This window comes from Curtobacterium sp. MCBD17_013, assembly GCF_003234565.1.
Classification (GTDB): Bacteria; Actinomycetota; Actinomycetes; order Actinomycetales; family Microbacteriaceae; genus Curtobacterium.
Window position 1 is genome coordinate 1 of sequence record NZ_QKTU01000027.1, and the last position, 15,979, is coordinate 15,979.

At 72.6% G+C, this 15,979-nt stretch carries 14 protein-coding genes, 1 tRNA gene and 1 riboswitch; of the genes, 8 read left to right on the top strand and 7 right to left on the bottom strand.

Annotation, left to right across the window (positions count from 1 at the left end; translation table 11 throughout):
- Positions 1–244 precede the first annotated feature (244 nt).
- From treZ to glgX, 3 genes are read right to left on the bottom strand one after another with little or no spacing between them, the layout of a single operon-like run.
- Positions 245–2,032, bottom strand: a complete 1,788-nt coding sequence (gene treZ / locus DEI81_RS15455) for a malto-oligosyltrehalose trehalohydrolase (RefSeq protein WP_111011622.1) — start codon at positions 2,030–2,032, stop codon at positions 245–247.
- Positions 2,029–4,461 (bottom strand): malto-oligosyltrehalose synthase, encoded by a 2,433-nt coding sequence (treY, locus tag DEI81_RS15460; RefSeq protein ID WP_258368794.1) that lies wholly within the window; start codon positions 4,459–4,461, stop codon positions 2,029–2,031. Before treY ends, treZ begins: the two co-directional genes overlap by 4 nt.
- Entirely contained in the window at positions 4,458–6,731 is a 2,274-nt protein-coding gene (gene glgX / locus DEI81_RS15465; protein WP_111011623.1) for a glycogen debranching protein GlgX, read from the bottom strand. Before glgX ends, treY begins: the two co-directional genes overlap by 4 nt.
- Before the next feature lie 157 nt (positions 6,732–6,888).
- Between glgX and DEI81_RS15470 the strand changes: the two genes are divergently transcribed.
- The 5 genes from DEI81_RS15470 to DEI81_RS15490 all read left to right on the top strand — a co-directional run bounded on the left by DEI81_RS15470 (position 6,889) and on the right by DEI81_RS15490 (position 11,191).
- The gene (locus tag DEI81_RS15470; protein WP_111011631.1) at positions 6,889–7,212 is read left to right on the top strand and encodes a hypothetical protein; all 324 of its coding nucleotides are present in this window, start codon (positions 6,889–6,891) and stop codon (positions 7,210–7,212) included.
- A gap of 83 nt (positions 7,213–7,295) precedes the next feature.
- A riboswitch (TPP riboswitch) is annotated at positions 7,296–7,405 on the top strand.
- Complete coding sequence (locus DEI81_RS15475) at positions 7,398–8,150, top strand: ECF transporter S component (protein WP_258368795.1); 753 nt, start codon at positions 7,398–7,400, stop codon at positions 8,148–8,150. Its footprint overlaps the riboswitch before it by 8 nt.
- A complete protein-coding gene (locus DEI81_RS15480) occupies positions 8,150–9,664 on the top strand; it encodes an ABC transporter ATP-binding protein (protein ID WP_111011624.1) in 1,515 nt (504 codons plus the stop codon). Before DEI81_RS15475 ends, DEI81_RS15480 begins: the two co-directional genes overlap by 1 nt.
- On the top strand, positions 9,661–10,452 hold the full coding sequence (locus tag DEI81_RS15485) for an energy-coupling factor transporter transmembrane protein EcfT (RefSeq protein ID WP_258368796.1): 792 nt from the start codon (positions 9,661–9,663) through the stop codon (positions 10,450–10,452). The genes DEI81_RS15480 and DEI81_RS15485 overlap by 4 nt, the downstream gene beginning before the upstream one ends.
- Positions 10,445–11,191 (top strand): ATP-binding protein, encoded by a 747-nt coding sequence (locus tag DEI81_RS15490; protein WP_258368797.1) that lies wholly within the window; start codon positions 10,445–10,447, stop codon positions 11,189–11,191. Before DEI81_RS15485 ends, DEI81_RS15490 begins: the two co-directional genes overlap by 8 nt.
- On the opposite strand, the gene DEI81_RS15495 is transcribed toward DEI81_RS15490, so the two are convergent.
- The 3 genes from DEI81_RS15495 to DEI81_RS15505 form a co-directional block, all read right to left on the bottom strand.
- On the bottom strand, positions 11,146–11,490 hold the full coding sequence (locus DEI81_RS15495) for a metallopeptidase family protein (RefSeq protein ID WP_111011625.1): 345 nt from the start codon (positions 11,488–11,490) through the stop codon (positions 11,146–11,148). The genes DEI81_RS15490 and DEI81_RS15495 overlap by 46 nt on opposite strands.
- A 55-nt stretch (positions 11,491–11,545) precedes the next feature.
- Positions 11,546–12,286: a TetR family transcriptional regulator C-terminal domain-containing protein gene (locus DEI81_RS15500; protein ID WP_111011626.1), complete on the bottom strand. Its 741-nt coding sequence runs from the start codon at positions 12,284–12,286 to the stop codon at positions 11,546–11,548.
- Between the two features lie 224 nt (positions 12,287–12,510).
- Positions 12,511–12,583, bottom strand: a tRNA-His gene (locus DEI81_RS15505).
- 175 nt (positions 12,584–12,758) lie between these two features.
- Here DEI81_RS15505 and cysK point away from each other — a divergent pair.
- The 3 genes from cysK to epsC are packed head-to-tail and all read left to right on the top strand — an operon-like array spanning position 12,759 to position 14,557.
- A complete protein-coding gene (gene cysK / locus DEI81_RS15510; RefSeq protein WP_111011627.1) occupies positions 12,759–13,697 on the top strand; it encodes a cysteine synthase A in 939 nt (312 codons plus the stop codon).
- A gap of 48 nt (positions 13,698–13,745) precedes the next feature.
- Positions 13,746–14,033, top strand: a complete 288-nt coding sequence (locus DEI81_RS16340; RefSeq protein ID WP_111011628.1) for a hypothetical protein — start codon at positions 13,746–13,748, stop codon at positions 14,031–14,033.
- 17 nt (positions 14,034–14,050) lie between these two features.
- Complete coding sequence (epsC, locus tag DEI81_RS15520) at positions 14,051–14,557, top strand: serine O-acetyltransferase EpsC (RefSeq protein ID WP_258368798.1); 507 nt, start codon at positions 14,051–14,053, stop codon at positions 14,555–14,557.
- 180 nt (positions 14,558–14,737) lie between these two features.
- Here epsC and DEI81_RS15525 read toward each other — a convergent pair whose 3' ends face one another.
- Positions 14,738–15,679, bottom strand: coding sequence for a glycyl-tRNA synthetase (locus DEI81_RS15525; protein ID WP_111011629.1), 942 nt, complete (start codon positions 15,677–15,679; stop codon positions 14,738–14,740).
- Positions 15,680–15,979 lie beyond the last annotated feature (300 nt).

Here is a 15,979-nt window from a genome sequence, read left to right on the forward strand (position 1 = left end):
AGGCGGCGAGGCGGCCAGGGGGCCGGGGGACCGGGCGGCCAGCAAGGAGGCAGGCGCCGCCGGCAGCGAGCGCGTGCGGACCGGGTGACGCGTCGAGGGGCAGAGCGGGGCGGCGCAGGGCGGCCGGGTGCTCGTCCCCGAGCGCGGTGCGGGGACGGGGCGGCACCCGGCCCCACGTGCGGACGGGCAGAGCAGGGGTGGGGCGTACCCGCCCCGCCCCGCCCCACCCCGCGGAATGGACGGGTCAGCGCAGGACGACGACGCCCCGGCCGGTGAACTCCACGCCGTCGGCCGAGGCGGTGGCACCTTCCGTGGCGAAGAGCACCTCGGCGCCGGTTACAACGGGCACCGAGGCAGCGGCGTCCCCGAAGTGCACCACGATGTGGATGTCCGAGCGCGTCAGGACCAGCCAGCGGTCGTCCTCGGAGAACCGGACGCTGTTCGACGAGAAGCGCCAGTCGACCAGGGCCTCTTCACGGCGGCGGAGCGCGATCAACGCTCGGTAGGCATCGAGGACGCGACGGCCACGCCCCTCGAGGGTCTCCTCCCACCGGAGCTTCGACCGTCGGAACGTCTCGGGGTCCTGGGGGTCGGGGACGATGTCCGGGTCCCACCCCATCTGCTCGAACTCCTCGATGCGACCCTTCGCCGTCGCGATGCCGAGGTCCGGCTCGGGGTGCGACGTGAAGAACTGCCACGGCGTCGACGCCGCGAACTCCTCGCCCATGAACAGCATCGGCGTGAACGGCCCGAGCAGGGTCACGGCGGCGGCGACCACCAGACCGGCCTCGTCGAGGTGCTCCGCCAGGCGGTCGCCCGTGGCGCGGTTGCCGATCTGGTCGTGGTTCTGGTTCGCGACGACCAGCGCCGTGGTGGGCGCGGTCTTGGTGTCGATCGGCTGCCCGTGTCGACGTCCTCGGAACGACGACCACGTGCCGTCGTGCAGGAACCCGCGCTCGAGCACCTTCGCCAACGCGGCGAGTGGTGCGAAGTCGGCGTAGTACCCGGTGGTCTCACCCGTGAGCGCGACGTGGAGACCGTGGTGGAAGTCGTCCGACCACTGCCCGGTCAGCCCGTAGCCGTGGGCCTCGCGCGGGCGGAACATGATCGGGTCGTTGAGGTCGGATTCGGCGATGAGGGACAGCGGCTTCCGGATCCACTGCGCGAACGCGTCGGTCTCCGAGGCCATCTGTGCCAGGACGTGCGGCCGGGTGGTGTCGCGGATCGCGTGCACGGCGTCGAGCCGGAGCCCGTCGACGTGGAAGTCCCGGAACCACATGCGGACGTTGTCGAGGACGAACGCCCGGACCTCGGGCTGCTCGACGTTCACCGAGTCGCCCCAGGTGTTGCCGAGCCCGGCGAGCAGGTACGGCCCGAACAGCGGCAGGTAGTTCCCGCTCGGCCCGAGGTGGTTGTAGACGACGTCCTGCACCACGCCGAGACCGAGTGCGTGCGCCCGGTCGACGAACCGCTGGTACGCGGCGGCGCCCCCGTACGGAGCGTGCACGGCGAACCAGTCGACGCCGTCGTACCCCCAGTTCCAGATGCCGTTCACCGCGTTGACGGGCAGCACCTCGACCAGGTCGACGCCGAGCGCGACCAGGTGCTCGAGGCGGGCGGCAGCGGCGTCGAGCGTGCCCTCGGGGGTGAAGGTGCCGACGTGCATCTCGTAGATCACGGCGCCCCGGGCCGGACGCCCGGTCCAGCCCTCGTCGCTCCAGGAGAAGGCGTCGAGGTCGATCACCTCCGACAGCCCGTGAACGCCGTCGGGCTGCGACAGCGTGCGCGGATCGGGGACCACCGCGTCGTCGTCGCCGAGTCGGAACCCGTACCGGGCGCCGACGACGGGCGTGACGGCATCCGTGCTCCACCAGTCGTGGTCGTCGCGGGTCAGTTCGTGGTCCGTGCCATCGACGACCAACCGCACGCGGTCGGCGTCGGGGGCCCACACCTCGTACCGGCCGGCACGGATCGGTCCGGAGCGGAACGAGGAGCCGGTGCGGACGGTTCCGGCGGGCGGTTCGGGGATCATGCGTGGCCTTCCATCGTGACGCCCGAGGGCTCGTCCGTCGTGTTGGCCGCCGGCGCCAGGAGCGCGACGGGGTAGGTGCTGAGCAGGTCGGCCACGGCGATACCGCGTCCCGCCCGGAACGTCCGGCCGGTGAGGACGTCGATGCGGTCCTCCGGCACGGGGTGGATCATCGTGTCCGCCCAGCCGCCGGTCCGTTCGAGTCCGATCGGGAGGCGCGTGGCCACGACCACGGCACCGCCGCGGTCGAACGCGACGACGTGGTCCGCGGTGACGCCCGAAGCCGGCACCGGCAGGTACCGCGTGAACAGCTCGGGCCGGTCGCGGCGCAGGTGCAGGGCGGCCGAGGTCACGAGGAGCTTCGCCGCGCCGGAGGCGTCGACCGGGGGCAGTGCGCCCTCCTCCACGGCGACGAGGAGACGTCGTCGCTCGGCGTAGTCCACGGGTCGTCGGTTGTCCGGGTCGACGAGGGAGCGGTCCCACAGCTCGGTGCCCTGGTAGACGTCCGGGACGCCGGGGCCAGCGAGCTGCACGAGCTTCATGCCGAGGCCGTTCGACCAGCCGGCGGCTTCGATGCGACGGTCGATCGCGTCGAGCTCCGCGACCACCTCCGGATCGTCGAACGCGGCGTCGACGAGCGCGTGCATACGCTCCTCGAAGGGCTCGTTCGGGGCGGTCCAGGTCGTGGTGTTCCCGGCCTCACGCGAGGCCTTCTCGGCGTAGGCGTGCAGCCGCTCGCGTGAGGCGGGCCGCGCGCCGACGATCGCCTGCCAGAGGAGGTTCGCGAGCACGCCGTCCTCGAGCGGTGCGAGGGCGTTCAGACGCTCGAACGCGGCGACCCACTCGTCACCCAGCTCGGCGAGCGTCGCGATGCGGGCGCGGGTGTCCTCGCTCCGCTTCGTGTCGTGGGTCGTGAGCGTGGTCATGGCGTGCGGCCAGGCGGCGAGGCGACCCTCTTGCGCGCGGTGGAACTCGGTCGGCGTGATGGAGAACACGCTCGGGTCCGTTCCCACCTCGCTCAGGCTCGTCAGGCGCGAGTAGCGGTAGAACGCCGAGTCCTCGACGCCCTTCGCCATGACCATCCCCGACGTCTGCTGCAGGCGGATCGCCGCCGGGTGCTCGGGGTCGGCGAGGAACGGGGCGATCCGGTCGATCACGGGGTCGAGGTCGGGACGGCGCTCGCACGCGGTCTCCAGGGCCTCGACGAGGTCGTGTGCGCCCTCGGGAAGGTAGGTCCGGTAGACGCCGAACGACGCGGTGACCTCGGCGACGGCGTCCTCGATGACACGAGGGTCCACGTCGGGCACCTCGGGCGCCAGGAGACGGGTCAGTCGGGCGACCTCGCTACCGAGGATACCGTCGGTCACGTCGCGCCGGGTGCCGTGCGTCAGGAGGTCCCACCGGAAGGCGTCCCGTTCGCCGCGCAGCCGCGAGTCGAGCGCGCCGAGCGGCTCCGCGCCGGCCGGGTCGACGAACAGGCGGTCGACGTACCCGAGGGCGTCGTAGCCCGTCGTGCCGTCGACGGGCCACGAGGCGGGCAGCTCCTCGCCGGGCTCGAGGATCTTCTCGACGAGGGTGTACGCCCCGCCGGTCAACTCGGCCAGGTCGTCGAGGTACCCCGCCGGGTCGTACAGGCCGTCCGGGTGGTCGATGCGGAGACCGTCGACCTGACCGTCGCGGAACCACTGCCCGATGAGGCCGTGCGAGGCGGTGAACACCTCGGGCTCCTCGACCCGGATCGCGGCGAGGGTGTTCACGGCGAAGAACCGGCGGTAGTTGAGGTCGTGGTCGGCGCGACGCCAGTGCACGAACTCGTAGTGCTGGCGGTCGTGGACGGTCCGCACGTCATCGCCCGGGTTCACGGTCCCCGGGGCGGTCGGGTAGGCGGTCGTCCCGACCATGAGCTTGTCGCCCTCGAGCGTGATGGCGTCCAGGCCGTCCTCGGTGCCGCTCTCGAGGTCGTAGTCGAGCACGGGCACGCGGATGCGTCCGCCGCCCGCGGCCCAGTCGACGTCGAACGCGTCGGCCACGGCGGAGTCCCGCCCGTGGGTCAGCAGGTCTTCCCACCAGGGGTTCGACGCCGGGTCCGCGACGCCCATGTGGTTCGGCACGATGTCGACGAGGACCCCGAGCCCGGCCGCGTGCGCAGCGGTCGTCAGTACGCGGAACGCGTCGTCGCCGCCGCGGGACACGTCGATCCGGGAGTGGTCGACGACGTCGTAGCCGTGGCTCGACCCCGCTTCGGCCTGGAGGACCGGGGACAGGTAGACCCAGTCGGCACCGAGCGCGGCGATGTAGTCGACGACCTCGGCGGCGGCCGTCAGGTCGAAGTCGGCGGTCACCTGGAGGCGGTAGGTGGAGTCCGGGACGCGACGCGCGCCTCCCGGACGGCGAGCGGGCACCGCTGCCTGCTCGTTGTGGGTCGAGGTCACGTCGGGTCTCCCTTGCCGGCATCGGCGGTCGGTGCCGGGCGCGGGGTGCCCGGCGGGGTGGCGGTCATGGCCTCCGTCGCGGTGTCGACGCCGTCGGGGGCGGTCGGGGTCGCGGTCGGAGCGCTCGTGGTGGTCGTCGACACCGGTGTACTCGTCGGCTCCTGCGGGGGTTCCGCGCGGAGCACGAGCATCGAGCGCGCCGGCACGTCGAGCGGCTCTCCGGCGGCGACGATGTCGCCCTTCTCGCCCGGGTCGGCCGTGTCGATCCGGATCTTCCACGCGTGGGCGTACTCGTCGGACGGCACCGTGAACGTGACGGTCTCGGAGTGGGCGTTGAAGTACATGAGGAAGTTGACGTCGGTGACGCGTCCGCCGCGGGAGTCACGGCCGCGGATGCCGTCGCCGTTGAGGAACACCCCGACGCTCTTGCCGAAGCCGGAGTCCCACTCCTCCGGCTGCATCGCGTCGCCTTCCGGGGTGAGCCAGACGATGTCCGGCAGCGGCTCGTCCTGCCCGCGGCGCACGGGTCGGCCGTTGAAGTACCGGGTCCGTCGGAACGTCGGGTGGTGGCGCCGGAGGCGGACGACCTCGCCGACGAAGTCGATGAGCTCCTGGTCGGCGTGCGCCCAGTCGATCCAGCTCAGTTCCGAGTCCTGCGCGTACACGTTGTTGTTGCCGAGCTGCGTGCGCCCGAGTTCATCGCCGTGCAGGATCATCGGCACGCCCTGGCTGAGCAGGAGCGTCGCGAGGAAGTTCCGGCGTCGCTGGAGCCGGAGCGCCGTGATCTCCGGGTCGTCTGTGGGGCCCTCGACCCCGGAGTTCCAGGATCGGTTGTGGCTCTCGCCGTCGTTGTTGTCCTCGCCGTTGGCCTGGTTGTGCTTGTCGTTGTAGGAGACCAGGTCGAGCAGCGTGAAGCCGTCGTGGGCGGTGATGAAGTTGATGCTGGCCACCGGGCGGCGCCCGTCGTGCTCGTACAGGTCGGCGGATCCGGAGATGCGCGACGCGAACTCACCGAGCGTCGACGGCTCGCCTCGCCAGAAGTCGCGCACGGTGTCGCGGTACCGCCCGTTCCACTCGGTCCACTGCGGCGGGAAGTTCCCGACCTGGTACCCGCCGGGCCCGACGTCCCACGGCTCCGCGATGAGCTTGACCTGCGACACGATCGGGTCCTGTTGCACGAGTTCGAAGAACGTCGCCAGGCGGTCGACCTCGTAGAACTCGCGGGCGAGCGCGGCGGCGAGGTCGAACCGGAAGCCGTCCACGTGCATCTCGGTCACCCAGTAGCGGAGCGAGTCCATGATGAGCTGGAGCGAGTGCGGGTGCCGGACGTTGAGCGAGTTCCCCGTTCCCGTGTAGTCGCGGTAGTACCGCTGGTCGTCGTCCATCAGGCGGTAGTACGCCGCGTTGTCGATGCCCTTCAACGACAAGGTGGGTCCGAGGTGGTTGCCCTCGGCGGTGTGGTTGTACACGACGTCGAGCACGACCTCGATCCCGGCGTCGTGCAAGGTCCGGACCATCGCCTTGAACTCCTGCACCTGCTGCCCACGGTCCCCGCTGGCGGAGTAGTGCGAGTGCGGGGCGAAGAACCCGATCGTGTTGTACCCCCAGTAGTTGCTGAGGCCCTTCTGCTGCAGGATCGAGTCGTTCACGTACTGGTGCACGGGCATCAGTTCGAGCGTGGTGACCCCGAGCCGCTTGAGGTGCCCGATGACCGCTGGATGCGCGACGCCCGCGTAGGTGCCCCGTTGCTCCTCGGGGATGTCCGGGTGGGTCTTCGTCAGGCCCTTGACGTGGGCCTCGTAGATCACGGTCTCGCCGTAGGGGACCTTCGGGTGTCGATCGCCCTGCCAGTCGAAGAACGGGTTGATGACCACGCCCTTCACCATGTGCGACGCCGAGTCCTCGTCGTTCCGGCTGTCCGGCGCACCGAAGGTGTACGAGAACAGCGACTGGTCCCAGTCGATGTCTCCACTGGTCGCCTTGGCGTAGGGGTCGAGCAGGAGCTTGTTCGGGTTGGCTCGATGCCCGCGCTCCGGGGCGTACTCGCCGTGCACGCGGAATCCGTACTCCTGCCCCGGACCGACGTTCGGCAGGTAGGCGTGCCAGACGTAGGCATCGACCTCGATCAGGTCGACGCGGGTCTCGGTGCCGTCGTCGTCGAAGAGGCAGAGCTCGACGCGTTCGGCGGCCTCGCTGAAGATCGCGAAGTTCGTGCCGCTGCCGTCGTACGTCGCACCGAGGGGGTAGGGGTTGCCGGGCCAAGTCTGCAAAAGCGGGACCTCCTGGTCGATGACCGGCCCAACCTATCGGCACCGCTCGGCGATGTCCGGAGCGCAGCCACGCCTGTGGACGGTCGGCGGTCCCGTTCCCCTGTGGACGGCCGGGGTGCCCGTGCTCCCGCCGATGCTCGGGAGTAGCCTCGCGCGCATGACGAACATCGCGGCGCAGCTCGCCGACAAGGTCCGCCCGCTCGGGGTCGCCACGAACTACGGCGACCCGATCGAGGTCGGTGACGCCACCATCGTGCCCGTGTCGATCGGGTGGTACGGCTTCGGCGCCGGCGGTGACCAGGACGAGAACGGCGGTGGCGGGGGCGGCAGCGCGTCGATCCCCGTCGGTGCGTACGTCCGCCGCCCCGGTCGTGCGCTCGTGTTCGAGCCGAACATCATCGCCCTGCTCGCGGTCGCGACGCCGTTCGCGTGGACCGTCGGCACGGTCCTGCGCAAGCTGGTGCGCGCCCTCAAGAAGTAGCGGACGGGAGGCGCGGGGACCGGGCCTCCTGCCCGGCCACGGATCCATGCGTGGGGACGTGGCCCACCGCGCCTATACTCGGGGCCACACACACGGGAGTCCGCGACCTGCGGGCTGAGAGGGAGCGAACGGCGCTCCGACCGTCGAACCTGATCCGGGTCATGCCGGCGCAGGGAGGAGTCACCATGCGCGAGCGCGCGTCCACGCCCATGCCCACCGCGACCGGCCCCGCGGCGACCGGCCCCGCGGCGACCGGCCCCGCCGACCGGGCAGCCGACCCGGCCCTCCAGACCGGCAGCGCCGCTGTCACCGACGGAGCCCCGCAGCCCTCCCGTCGCCGTTTCCGGTGGCGCGTGGTCGACATCGTCGTCGCGAGCGTCCTCGGGGTCGCGGCAGGTCTCGTCTTCACACTGTGGGACCTCGGCTACTCCCCGATCAGCGTCGGACTCGGTCTGGTCCTCCCCGGGTCGCAGTCCCTGGTCGGCGGGGTCTGGCTGTTCGCTGGCGTGCTCGTCGGCGTCGTCGTCCGGAAGCCGGGCGCGGCGCTCTACGGCGAGGTCGTCGCCGCGAGCGTCGAAGCGCTCGTCGGCAACGAGTGGGGCGGCTGGCTCACGCTCGTGTCCGGGCTCGTCCAGGGCCTCGGCGCCGAGATCGTCCTCGCGCTGTTCCTCTACCGCGTGTACCGAGCGCCGGTCGTCGTCCTCGCGGGCGCCGCTGCCGGGCTCGCCCTCGGGATCAACGACTCGGTGCTCTGGTACCCGGCGTACGCACTCGCGTTCAAGGTCGTCTACATCGTCTGCGCGATCATCTCGGGTGGCGTCATCGCCGGTGGCGGATCGTGGCTGCTCGTCCGCGCGCTCGCCCGCACGGGCGTGCTCAGTGCGTTCGCTGCCGGCCGGGAGGCCCGTCGCCGCCCGCAGCGCCCCTCCCGGTCCTGATGCCCACCGCCGCCACCGACGGACGGACGCGCCCCGCGGCGATCCGGTTCCGTGGCTGGGGGCGTCGGTACCCCGACCGTGACGTCTGGGCCGTGCGCGGCGTCGACCTCGACGTCCGGCCCGGGGAACGCGTCGCCGTGGTCGGCGCGTCCGGCTCGGGCAAGTCGACGCTCCTCCGGGCCGTCGCGGGGGTCCTCGGTGACGACGACGCGGACGGCACGCAGCCGGGTGACGTCGGCGCGGGCGTCGAGGAGGGCGGCGTCCTCGTCGACGGGCAGGACCCGCGCCGCGTGCGGGGCCGCGTCGGGCTCGTCATGCAGGACCCCGAGGCGCACACCGTGATGTCGCGCATCGGCGACGACGTCGCGTTCGGCCCCGAGAACCTCGGCGTCCCGCGAGCCGAGATCGGTCCGCGCGTCCGCGAGGCGCTCGCGCTCGTCGGACTCGAGCTCCCGCTCGACCGCTCGACCTCGGCGATGTCCGGCGGGCAGCGGCAGCGCCTCGCCCTCGCCGGGGTCCTCGCGATGCGGCCCGGGGCACTCGTGCTCGACGAACCCTGCGCGAACCTCGACCCCGACGGCGTGCGGCAGGTCCACGACGCCGTTCGCGACGTCCTCGTGGCCACCGGGGCCACCCTCCTCGTCGTGGAGCACCGCATCGGCACCTGGCTCGACCTCGTCGACCGGCTCGTGCTGCTCACGCCCGGCGGTGGGATCGCGGCCGACGGGGCGCCGGAGGAGGTGCTCGCCCGGCACGGCACGGCGCTCACCGCAGCGGGCGTCTGGGTGCCGGGCGCGGAACCCGACCCACGTCCGCTCCGGACCGGTGGGGAGCTGCTGCTCCGGGCCTCGGGGCTCGCGACGGCTCGAGGGCGTCGCAGTCCCGTCGGCCACGACATCGACACCGCGGTCCGCACCGGCCGCGTGCTCGGGGTGACCGGACCGAACGGTGTCGGCAAGTCCACCCTCGGCCTGACGCTCGCGGGGCTGTTCCCGCCGGCCGGCGGCGTCCTCGCGGCGTCCGACGCACTCGCGGCCGGTGCGGGGCCGATGCCCTCGCGGTGGTCGAGCCGCGACCTCGCCGCCCGGGTGGGGACGGTCCTCCAGGACCCCGGCCACCAGTTCGTGGCCCGCAGCGTCCGCGAGGAACTCGCCGTCGGACCGGTCGCCACCGGGCTCGACCGCCACACCGTCGACGAGCGCGTCGACGCGGTGCTCGCGGCGTTCGGCCTCGACGCCCTCGCGGACGCGAACCCGTTCACGCTCTCGGGAGGCGAGCAGCGCCGACTCGCGATCGGTACCGCGATCGTGGCGCGGCCGCCCGTCGTCGTCCTCGACGAACCGACGTCCGGCCAGGACCGCACGACCTGGCAGGCGATCGTCGACCGGCTCACGGAGCTGGCGGACGCCGGGTCCGGCATCGTCGCCGTGACGCACGACGCGACGCTGCTCGGCGCGCTCGGCGCCGACGAACTCCGGCTCGCACCAGCGCGCGTGGAAGCGGGTGCCGCGTGATCGCGCTCGACGGACCGCCGACCGCCGAGCGGCACGACCGGGGGCCCCTCGACCGCGTCGCCCCCGTGGCCTCGCTGCTCGGGGGCGTCGCCCTGGCCGTGTGCCTCGTGACGACCCTCGACGTCGTGTCGGCCGCGGTGGCGCTCGGCCTCGAACTCGTGCTCCTGCCGATCGTCCGGGTGCCCGTGCGGTCGCTGCTCCTCCGTGCCGCACCGGTCCTCGTCGCGGCACCCGTGGCCGGGGTGAGCATCGCGCTCTACGGACGCGCATCGGGCCGCACCTGGTTCGACCTCGGGTTCGCCCACGTCACGGGCGGCTCGCTGGTGCTGGCGATCGCCACCGTGCTGCGGCTGCTCGCCATCGGGCTGCCCGCGGTCGCGCTGTTCGCACGCGTCGACCCGACGGACCTCGCCGACGGCCTGGCGCAGGTCCTGCACCTGCCCGCGCGGTTCGTGCTCGGCGCGCTCGCCGCCGTGCGGATGACGACCCTGATGCGCGAGGACTGGCGGCAACTCGCCATGGCCCGACGTGCCCGGGGCATCGCCGACCGCGGCCGGGTGCGGCGTGGCGCGTCGATGGCGTTCGCCCTGCTCGTGCTCGCCCTGCGCCGTGCGACGACGCTCGCCGTCGCCATGGAGTCGCGCGGCTTCGGTGCTCCCGTCCGGCGCACCTGGGCCCGGCCGGTCCGGTTCGGGGGAGCGGAGTGGGCGATGGTCCTCGTGTGCAGCGCGGTCGGCCTCGTCGCGATCGCCGCCGCCGTCGTGGCGGGGACCTGGCACGGTGTGTGAGGGCCAGGACGCCCGCGCGCCGCTGGGTGCCGGTGCCGCGTGGCCCGCGCCGGGCGCCGGGGTCCCGGCGACGGCTCGCTTCGTCGACGCCGAGGGGCGCCCGGTGGACGTCCGCGCCCTCGTCGACCGCATCCGTGCCGCAGGCGGCGGTGTCCGCACCGGTGCCACCCGCGCGAGTGCCGGGCGCACGGCTCCGGCACCGCGCGTGGTCGTCCTCGTCGACGGGCGGTCCGGTACCGGCAAGACGACGCTCGCGGACCAGCTCGCCGCAGCCGTGCCCGCGCAGGTCGTCCACCTCGACGACGTCTACCCCGGCTGGGACGGACTCCGGGCCGCCGCCGACGCCGTGGTGCGGGACGTGCTCGCGCCGCCGGACCCGACCGGACGCCCGGGATGGCGGCGGTGGGACTGGGCGGCGGGCCTCCCGGCCGGATGGGTGTCGGTCGCACCCGACCAGGACCTCGTCGTCGAGGGGTGCGGCGCGCTGTCCCGGGTCGCGTCGGGCATGGCGACGTTCCGGATCTGGCTGGACGGCGAGGACGACGCGCGCCGCCGTCGGGCACTCGACCGCGACGGCCCGGTCTTCGCGCGGGAGTGGGACCGGTGGGCCGCGCAGGAGGCCGCGTTCATCGCCGAGGAGCAGCCACGGGAGCAGGCTGACGTCGTGCTCCGGATCGCCGAGCCCGACGCGGGTCAGTCCCAGCCGAGCTCGTGCAGCCGATCGTCGTCGATGCCGTAGCAGTGCGCGATCTCGTGGACGAGGGTCGTGTGCACCTCGTCGCGGAGCTGCTGCTCGGTGTCGCAGGACGCCAGATGCGCGAGCCGGAACACGACGACCCGGTCCGGGAGCTCCCCGAACCCGTACCGGTCCCGCTCGGTCACCGCGACCCCGTCGTAACGGCCGAGGAGGTCCTCCCCGTCCTCGGGGGCGTCCTCGACGACGAACGCCACGTTCTCCAGCCCGTCCACCATCTCGTCGGGGAGCCGGTCGAGCTCGTCGACGACGAGGTCCTCGAACCGCTCGGGCGACATCTCCATCACGGCACGATCGTCGCACGGGGAGCAGGACCGTGCATGCGTCGGGGACGCGCGGTCACGCCTCCCAGACGGGTGCGACGTACCGTCGTCCCCACCCGTCGCGCATGCGGGTGATCGCGCGGTCGAACGCGCCGAGCAGGTCGATGCTCGGGCGGACCATGGCCTGGAGCTGCAGGCCCTCGTAGAGCGCGATGAGCTGCTCCGCGCCGCGAGCCGGCTGCATCGTCTGCGGTTCACGGCCCGCCTCGACGTCGTCGACCAAGCTCTGCTGGATCACCAGGTGGAACTGCCGGTAGCGGTGCTGCAGCATCGGCGCGAGCGCGTGGCCCGGCGTCGCCGCGATGCTGAGGAGCGCGACGAGGAACCGCATGAGTGACGGCTCCGCCGCGTTGTCCGCCATGATCGCCCGCACGAGCCGGATCGTGCCGTGCGACCGCGCGGTCGGGAGGAGCGGGGTCATCCGTGCGCTGTTCCACCGGTCGAGCGTGGCCAGGACCAGACCGTCCCAGGACGGGAAGTGGTGGCGGAGCGCCTCGAGCGTCAGGCCCGCCTCGGCGGCGACCGCCTCGGCCGTCACCTCGTGGAAGGCCGTCGTCTGGAGGACGCGGATCATGCCGTCGATGATCTGGACCCGCGAGTCGGCGGCGATCTGGCGGTCGGCCTGCGCGGCGTCGGAGGCCGTGTGCTGGTCGGTGCCGCGGCTGCCGGGTTCGTCCGTGCCGAACTCGTCGGTGTCGTGCGTCTTGCTACGCAGCGTCCCGAGCGGCAGGTGCAGGTGGCTCTGGATGTCGGTCACGGGCTCCTCGCGGTGTCACCGGGCGGACGCCTCCGGACGGCTCCGCTCGTGCTCCCATTCGACCGCCTCCGCGCGGTCGCCGCCAGGCCCAGAACTGGGGCGGCTGCGCCGGTTCCGCGACGCCCGTTGCGTACCGCTGCGCGGTCTGCTCACGCGACCACGGTCCTCCAACGACGAAGCGGATGACCGGTGTGGACCACCGCGGCCATCCGCTTCGTTCTCGGGGTGAGTAACGGGGCTCGAACCCGCGACCTCCTAGACCACAACCAGGCGCTCTACCAGCTGAGCTATACCCACCATGTCGCGTCCGGGGCGTGGAACGCGGCTCACCGATTGTAGTACACACGGGAGGCCCGGCGAACCACCGCCTGCGGGTCGCGCCCGTCATCCGGCCGGTCCGCGCGCATAGAATCGGCCTCGGCCCGCGCCTGCGAGGGATGCGGCGACGAGCACGACCACGACGGGACTGGCAATGACGGGCACGATCCACGACGACATCACCCAGGCGTTCGGCAACACGCCCCTGGTCCGCCTCAACCGGTTGCCCCGTCCCGGCAGCGCCGAGGTGCTCGCGAAGCTCGAGTTCTACAACCCCGGTGCGAGCATCAAGGACCGACTCGGTGTGGCGATCATCGACGCCGCCGAGGAAGCCGGCGACCTCCAGCCCGGCGGCACGATCGTCGAGGGGTCGAGCGGCAACACCGGCATCGCCCTCGCACTCATCGGAGCAGCGCGGGGCTACCGGGTCGTCATCACGATGCCGGACACCATGAGCATCGAGCGTCGCGCCGTCATGCGTGCCTACGGTGCCGAGATCGTGCTCACGCCCGGGTCGGAGGGCATGAAGGGCGCCGTCGCTCGCGCCGCCCAGATCGTCGACGAGACCCCGGGAGCCGTCCTCGCGCACCAGTTCGAGACGGCCGCGAACGCTGCGATCCACCGGCGGACCACCGCACAGGAGGTCCTCCGCGACACCGACGGCAAGGTCGACGTCTTCGTCGCGGGCGTCGGCACCGGCGGGACGATCACCGGCGTCGGGAACGTGCTCAAGGAGCAGGTGCCGGGCGTGCAGATCGTCGCCGTCGAGCCGGCGGACTCCCCGCTGCTCACCAAGGGGACCGCGGGGCCGCACAAGATCCAGGGGATGGGCGCGAACTTCGTCCCGGAGGTGCTCGACCGCTCCGTGATCGACGAGGTGTTCGACGTCGAGCTCGACGACGCCCTCCGGGTCGCCCGCGCCCTCGCCACGGATGAGGGCATCCTCGCGGGCATCTCGTCCGGCGCCATCATCCACGCTGCGATCGAGATCGCCGCCCGGCCCGAGAACGCCGGCAAGCGCATCGTCGCGATGGTGTGCGACACCGGCGAGCGGTACCTGTCGACCGTGCTGTTCCAGGACCTGGTTGCGTGACTGACCGTCCCGGAGGCGTCGTTCGGCGCGGCGGGTCCGTGGCTCGGGGTGCGTCTGCGGTTGGTGCTGCGGGTGCGGGTGCGGGTGCTGGTGCGGGTGCTGGTGCTGGTGCTGCTGGTGCTGGTGCTGCGGGTGCGGGCGCTGCGGGTGCGGGCGCTGGTGCTGCGGGCGCTGCGGGTGCGGGTGCTTCCGGTGCTGCGGCTTCCGGTGCGCGGCACCGGTCCGAGGTCCCGGCGCCCGAGGCAGCGGCGGAGACCCCGGGCGTCGCCGTTGACGATTCAGGAAACGGGGTGCTTCCCCGGGCCTCCGGCTCTCGGACCCGCGTCGGCATCCTGAATCGTCTGCGCGAGGACGTGGCCACCGCCCGGCGCAACGACCCCGCGGCGCGCGCCGACGGTGAGGTCGCGGTGCTGTACTCGGGCCTCCACGCCGTGTGGGGGTACCGGATCGCGCGGCGCCTGTGGCGAGCTCGCGGTCTGCCCGGATCGCGTTTCGGGGCCCGGGTGCTGTCGCAGATGGTGCGAACGGCCACCGGGATCGAGATCCATCCGGGCGCGCGCATCGGTCGGCGGTTCTTCATCGACCACGGGATGGGAGTGGTGATCGGCGAGACGGCGGTCATCGGCGACGATGTACTGATGTACCACGGCGTCACCCTCGGCGGGAAGGGCGGCGGCCAGGGGCAACGGCACCCGCGCATCGGCGACCGAGTGATGCTCGGTGCGGGCGCGGTGGTCCTCGGTTCGATCACCGTCGGGTCTGATTCGGTGGTGGGAGCGGGAACGGTCGTGACGCATGACGTGCCTCCCGGCTCGCTGGTCACGGGCCAACCCGGCGTCGCGCGTCCGCGTCGGCGCTGACGGGCTGGCTGCTCGCGGCCGGGAGCCGGTTCCGCTCAGCGGCAGGTGATTGCAGTGCAGCTGGCGAGGGAAGGGCTGCGTGAGCGACGGGAGGGGCCGTGAGGCGGCGAACACGCTCACACGGTGCCTCGCGCGCACCGGATCGTGCCGGCCCTCCGTGTACGGGGCTCGGTATCGCGGCTACCAGGTGGGTGCGGGGAGGGGACCGCTGCGGCGGAGGCGCCACCGTCGCCGAGCACCGGGCGTCTCCCGCACCGCGCGCACCCATGCTGAACGGCGCCCGTGCGAGCGCGTCCTCGAGGCTCGCTCGACGGCGGCGACCACTTGCGGCCAGAGCGTCGCGATCATCCGCGCGGACACCCGAAGCGGGACCAGACCTGACGCGGCGATCGTGAGGTCCTTCCGCCGGTCTCGCTCGAACGTGGCCTCGTGGAAGGCACGACCGTCGATCTCGAGTGCGACAGCACCGTTGACGAGGAGGTCGACGCGTTCGCCGGTCGGGAGAGGGAGTTGGGGACGGACGGCGTGGCCCGCTCGGCGGAGTCTGGTCCTGGCGATGCTCTCCGGGTAACTGTCGCAGCGGGGATCCGCCCAGTCGAGGACGCCGCGAGCGTCTTCCGGGAGCGAGCCGACCGCGGCCAGGACGTCGCCGCGCGTCAGTGCGCCGGAGTGCATGGCCCAGTCGAGCAGTGCGACGGCCTCGTCGAACGGTGCGTCCACGATCGCGCGGGCGAGTGCGTCACGAGGATGGACTGCCCACTCCCAGCCGCGGTCCTGCACCCGCGGCGGGTCGTACACGACGCGGACGCCACGTCGGGGCCGGAGACGGGCGGCGTTCCGCGGAACGGAGACCGTGATCGGCGCCGGTGTGCGGCGCCCGTCAGCGCTCCATGGCAGCAGCGGGGCCAGTGCGATGAAGCCGGTGAGCCGGCCCCCGACGCGGACGGCGACGAACCGTGGGTCCTCGGGCGCCCAGGTCGAGTACCACCCGCGGCGCGGGCGGCGGACGGTGCCGGTCCTGACGGCAGCGGTCAACTGTCGGTCGCGCACTCCTGCGCCGACCAGGTCGCGTCGGTGCAGGAGCCCGCCCGCCGCGGAGACGAGGTGTTGGACGTGGTTCATCTCGTCGATGGTGCCGGGTTGCCTTGGCTTCGTGCTCGCTCCCGGAGGAACCCGGGGATGACCGCCGTGTCGACCATGCTGTGGAGGGGGCACAGCGCGGGCTTCGTTGCTCGCTCAGGAACCGGCCTCCCGGTTCCGGCCGTTCCGGCGGTCTGGAGGCCGTTTTCCTGACTTGTCGACGATGAGATCGGCTGGCCGGCTGGCTCGCGGCCCGGCCGGGCCGCGCACCCGCCGGCCCCTCCAGGTCAAAGAAGAAAACCAAGGAAAACGGCCACAAGGACGCAGGAAAACACGGAAAAA

Bases quoted from the DNA above. Each gene is read 5' to 3' on its own strand.
- treZ (WP_111011622.1), bottom strand. From the start codon at position 2,032: ATGATCCCCGAACCGCCCGCCGGAACCGTCCGCACCGGCTCCTCGTTC.
- DEI81_RS15470 (WP_111011631.1), top strand. From the start codon at position 6,889: ATGACGAACATCGCGGCGCAGCTCGCCGACAAGGTCCGCCCGCTCGGG.
- DEI81_RS15475 (WP_258368795.1), top strand. From the start codon at position 7,398: ATGCGCGAGCGCGCGTCCACGCCCATGCCCACCGCGACCGGCCCCGCG.
- DEI81_RS15480 (WP_111011624.1), top strand. From the start codon at position 8,150: ATGCCCACCGCCGCCACCGACGGACGGACGCGCCCCGCGGCGATCCGG.
- DEI81_RS15495 (WP_111011625.1), bottom strand. From the start codon at position 11,490: ATGGAGATGTCGCCCGAGCGGTTCGAGGACCTCGTCGTCGACGAGCTC.
- cysK (WP_111011627.1), top strand. From the start codon at position 12,759: ATGACGGGCACGATCCACGACGACATCACCCAGGCGTTCGGCAACACG.
- DEI81_RS15525 (WP_111011629.1), bottom strand. From the start codon at position 15,679: ATGAACCACGTCCAACACCTCGTCTCCGCGGCGGGCGGGCTCCTGCAC.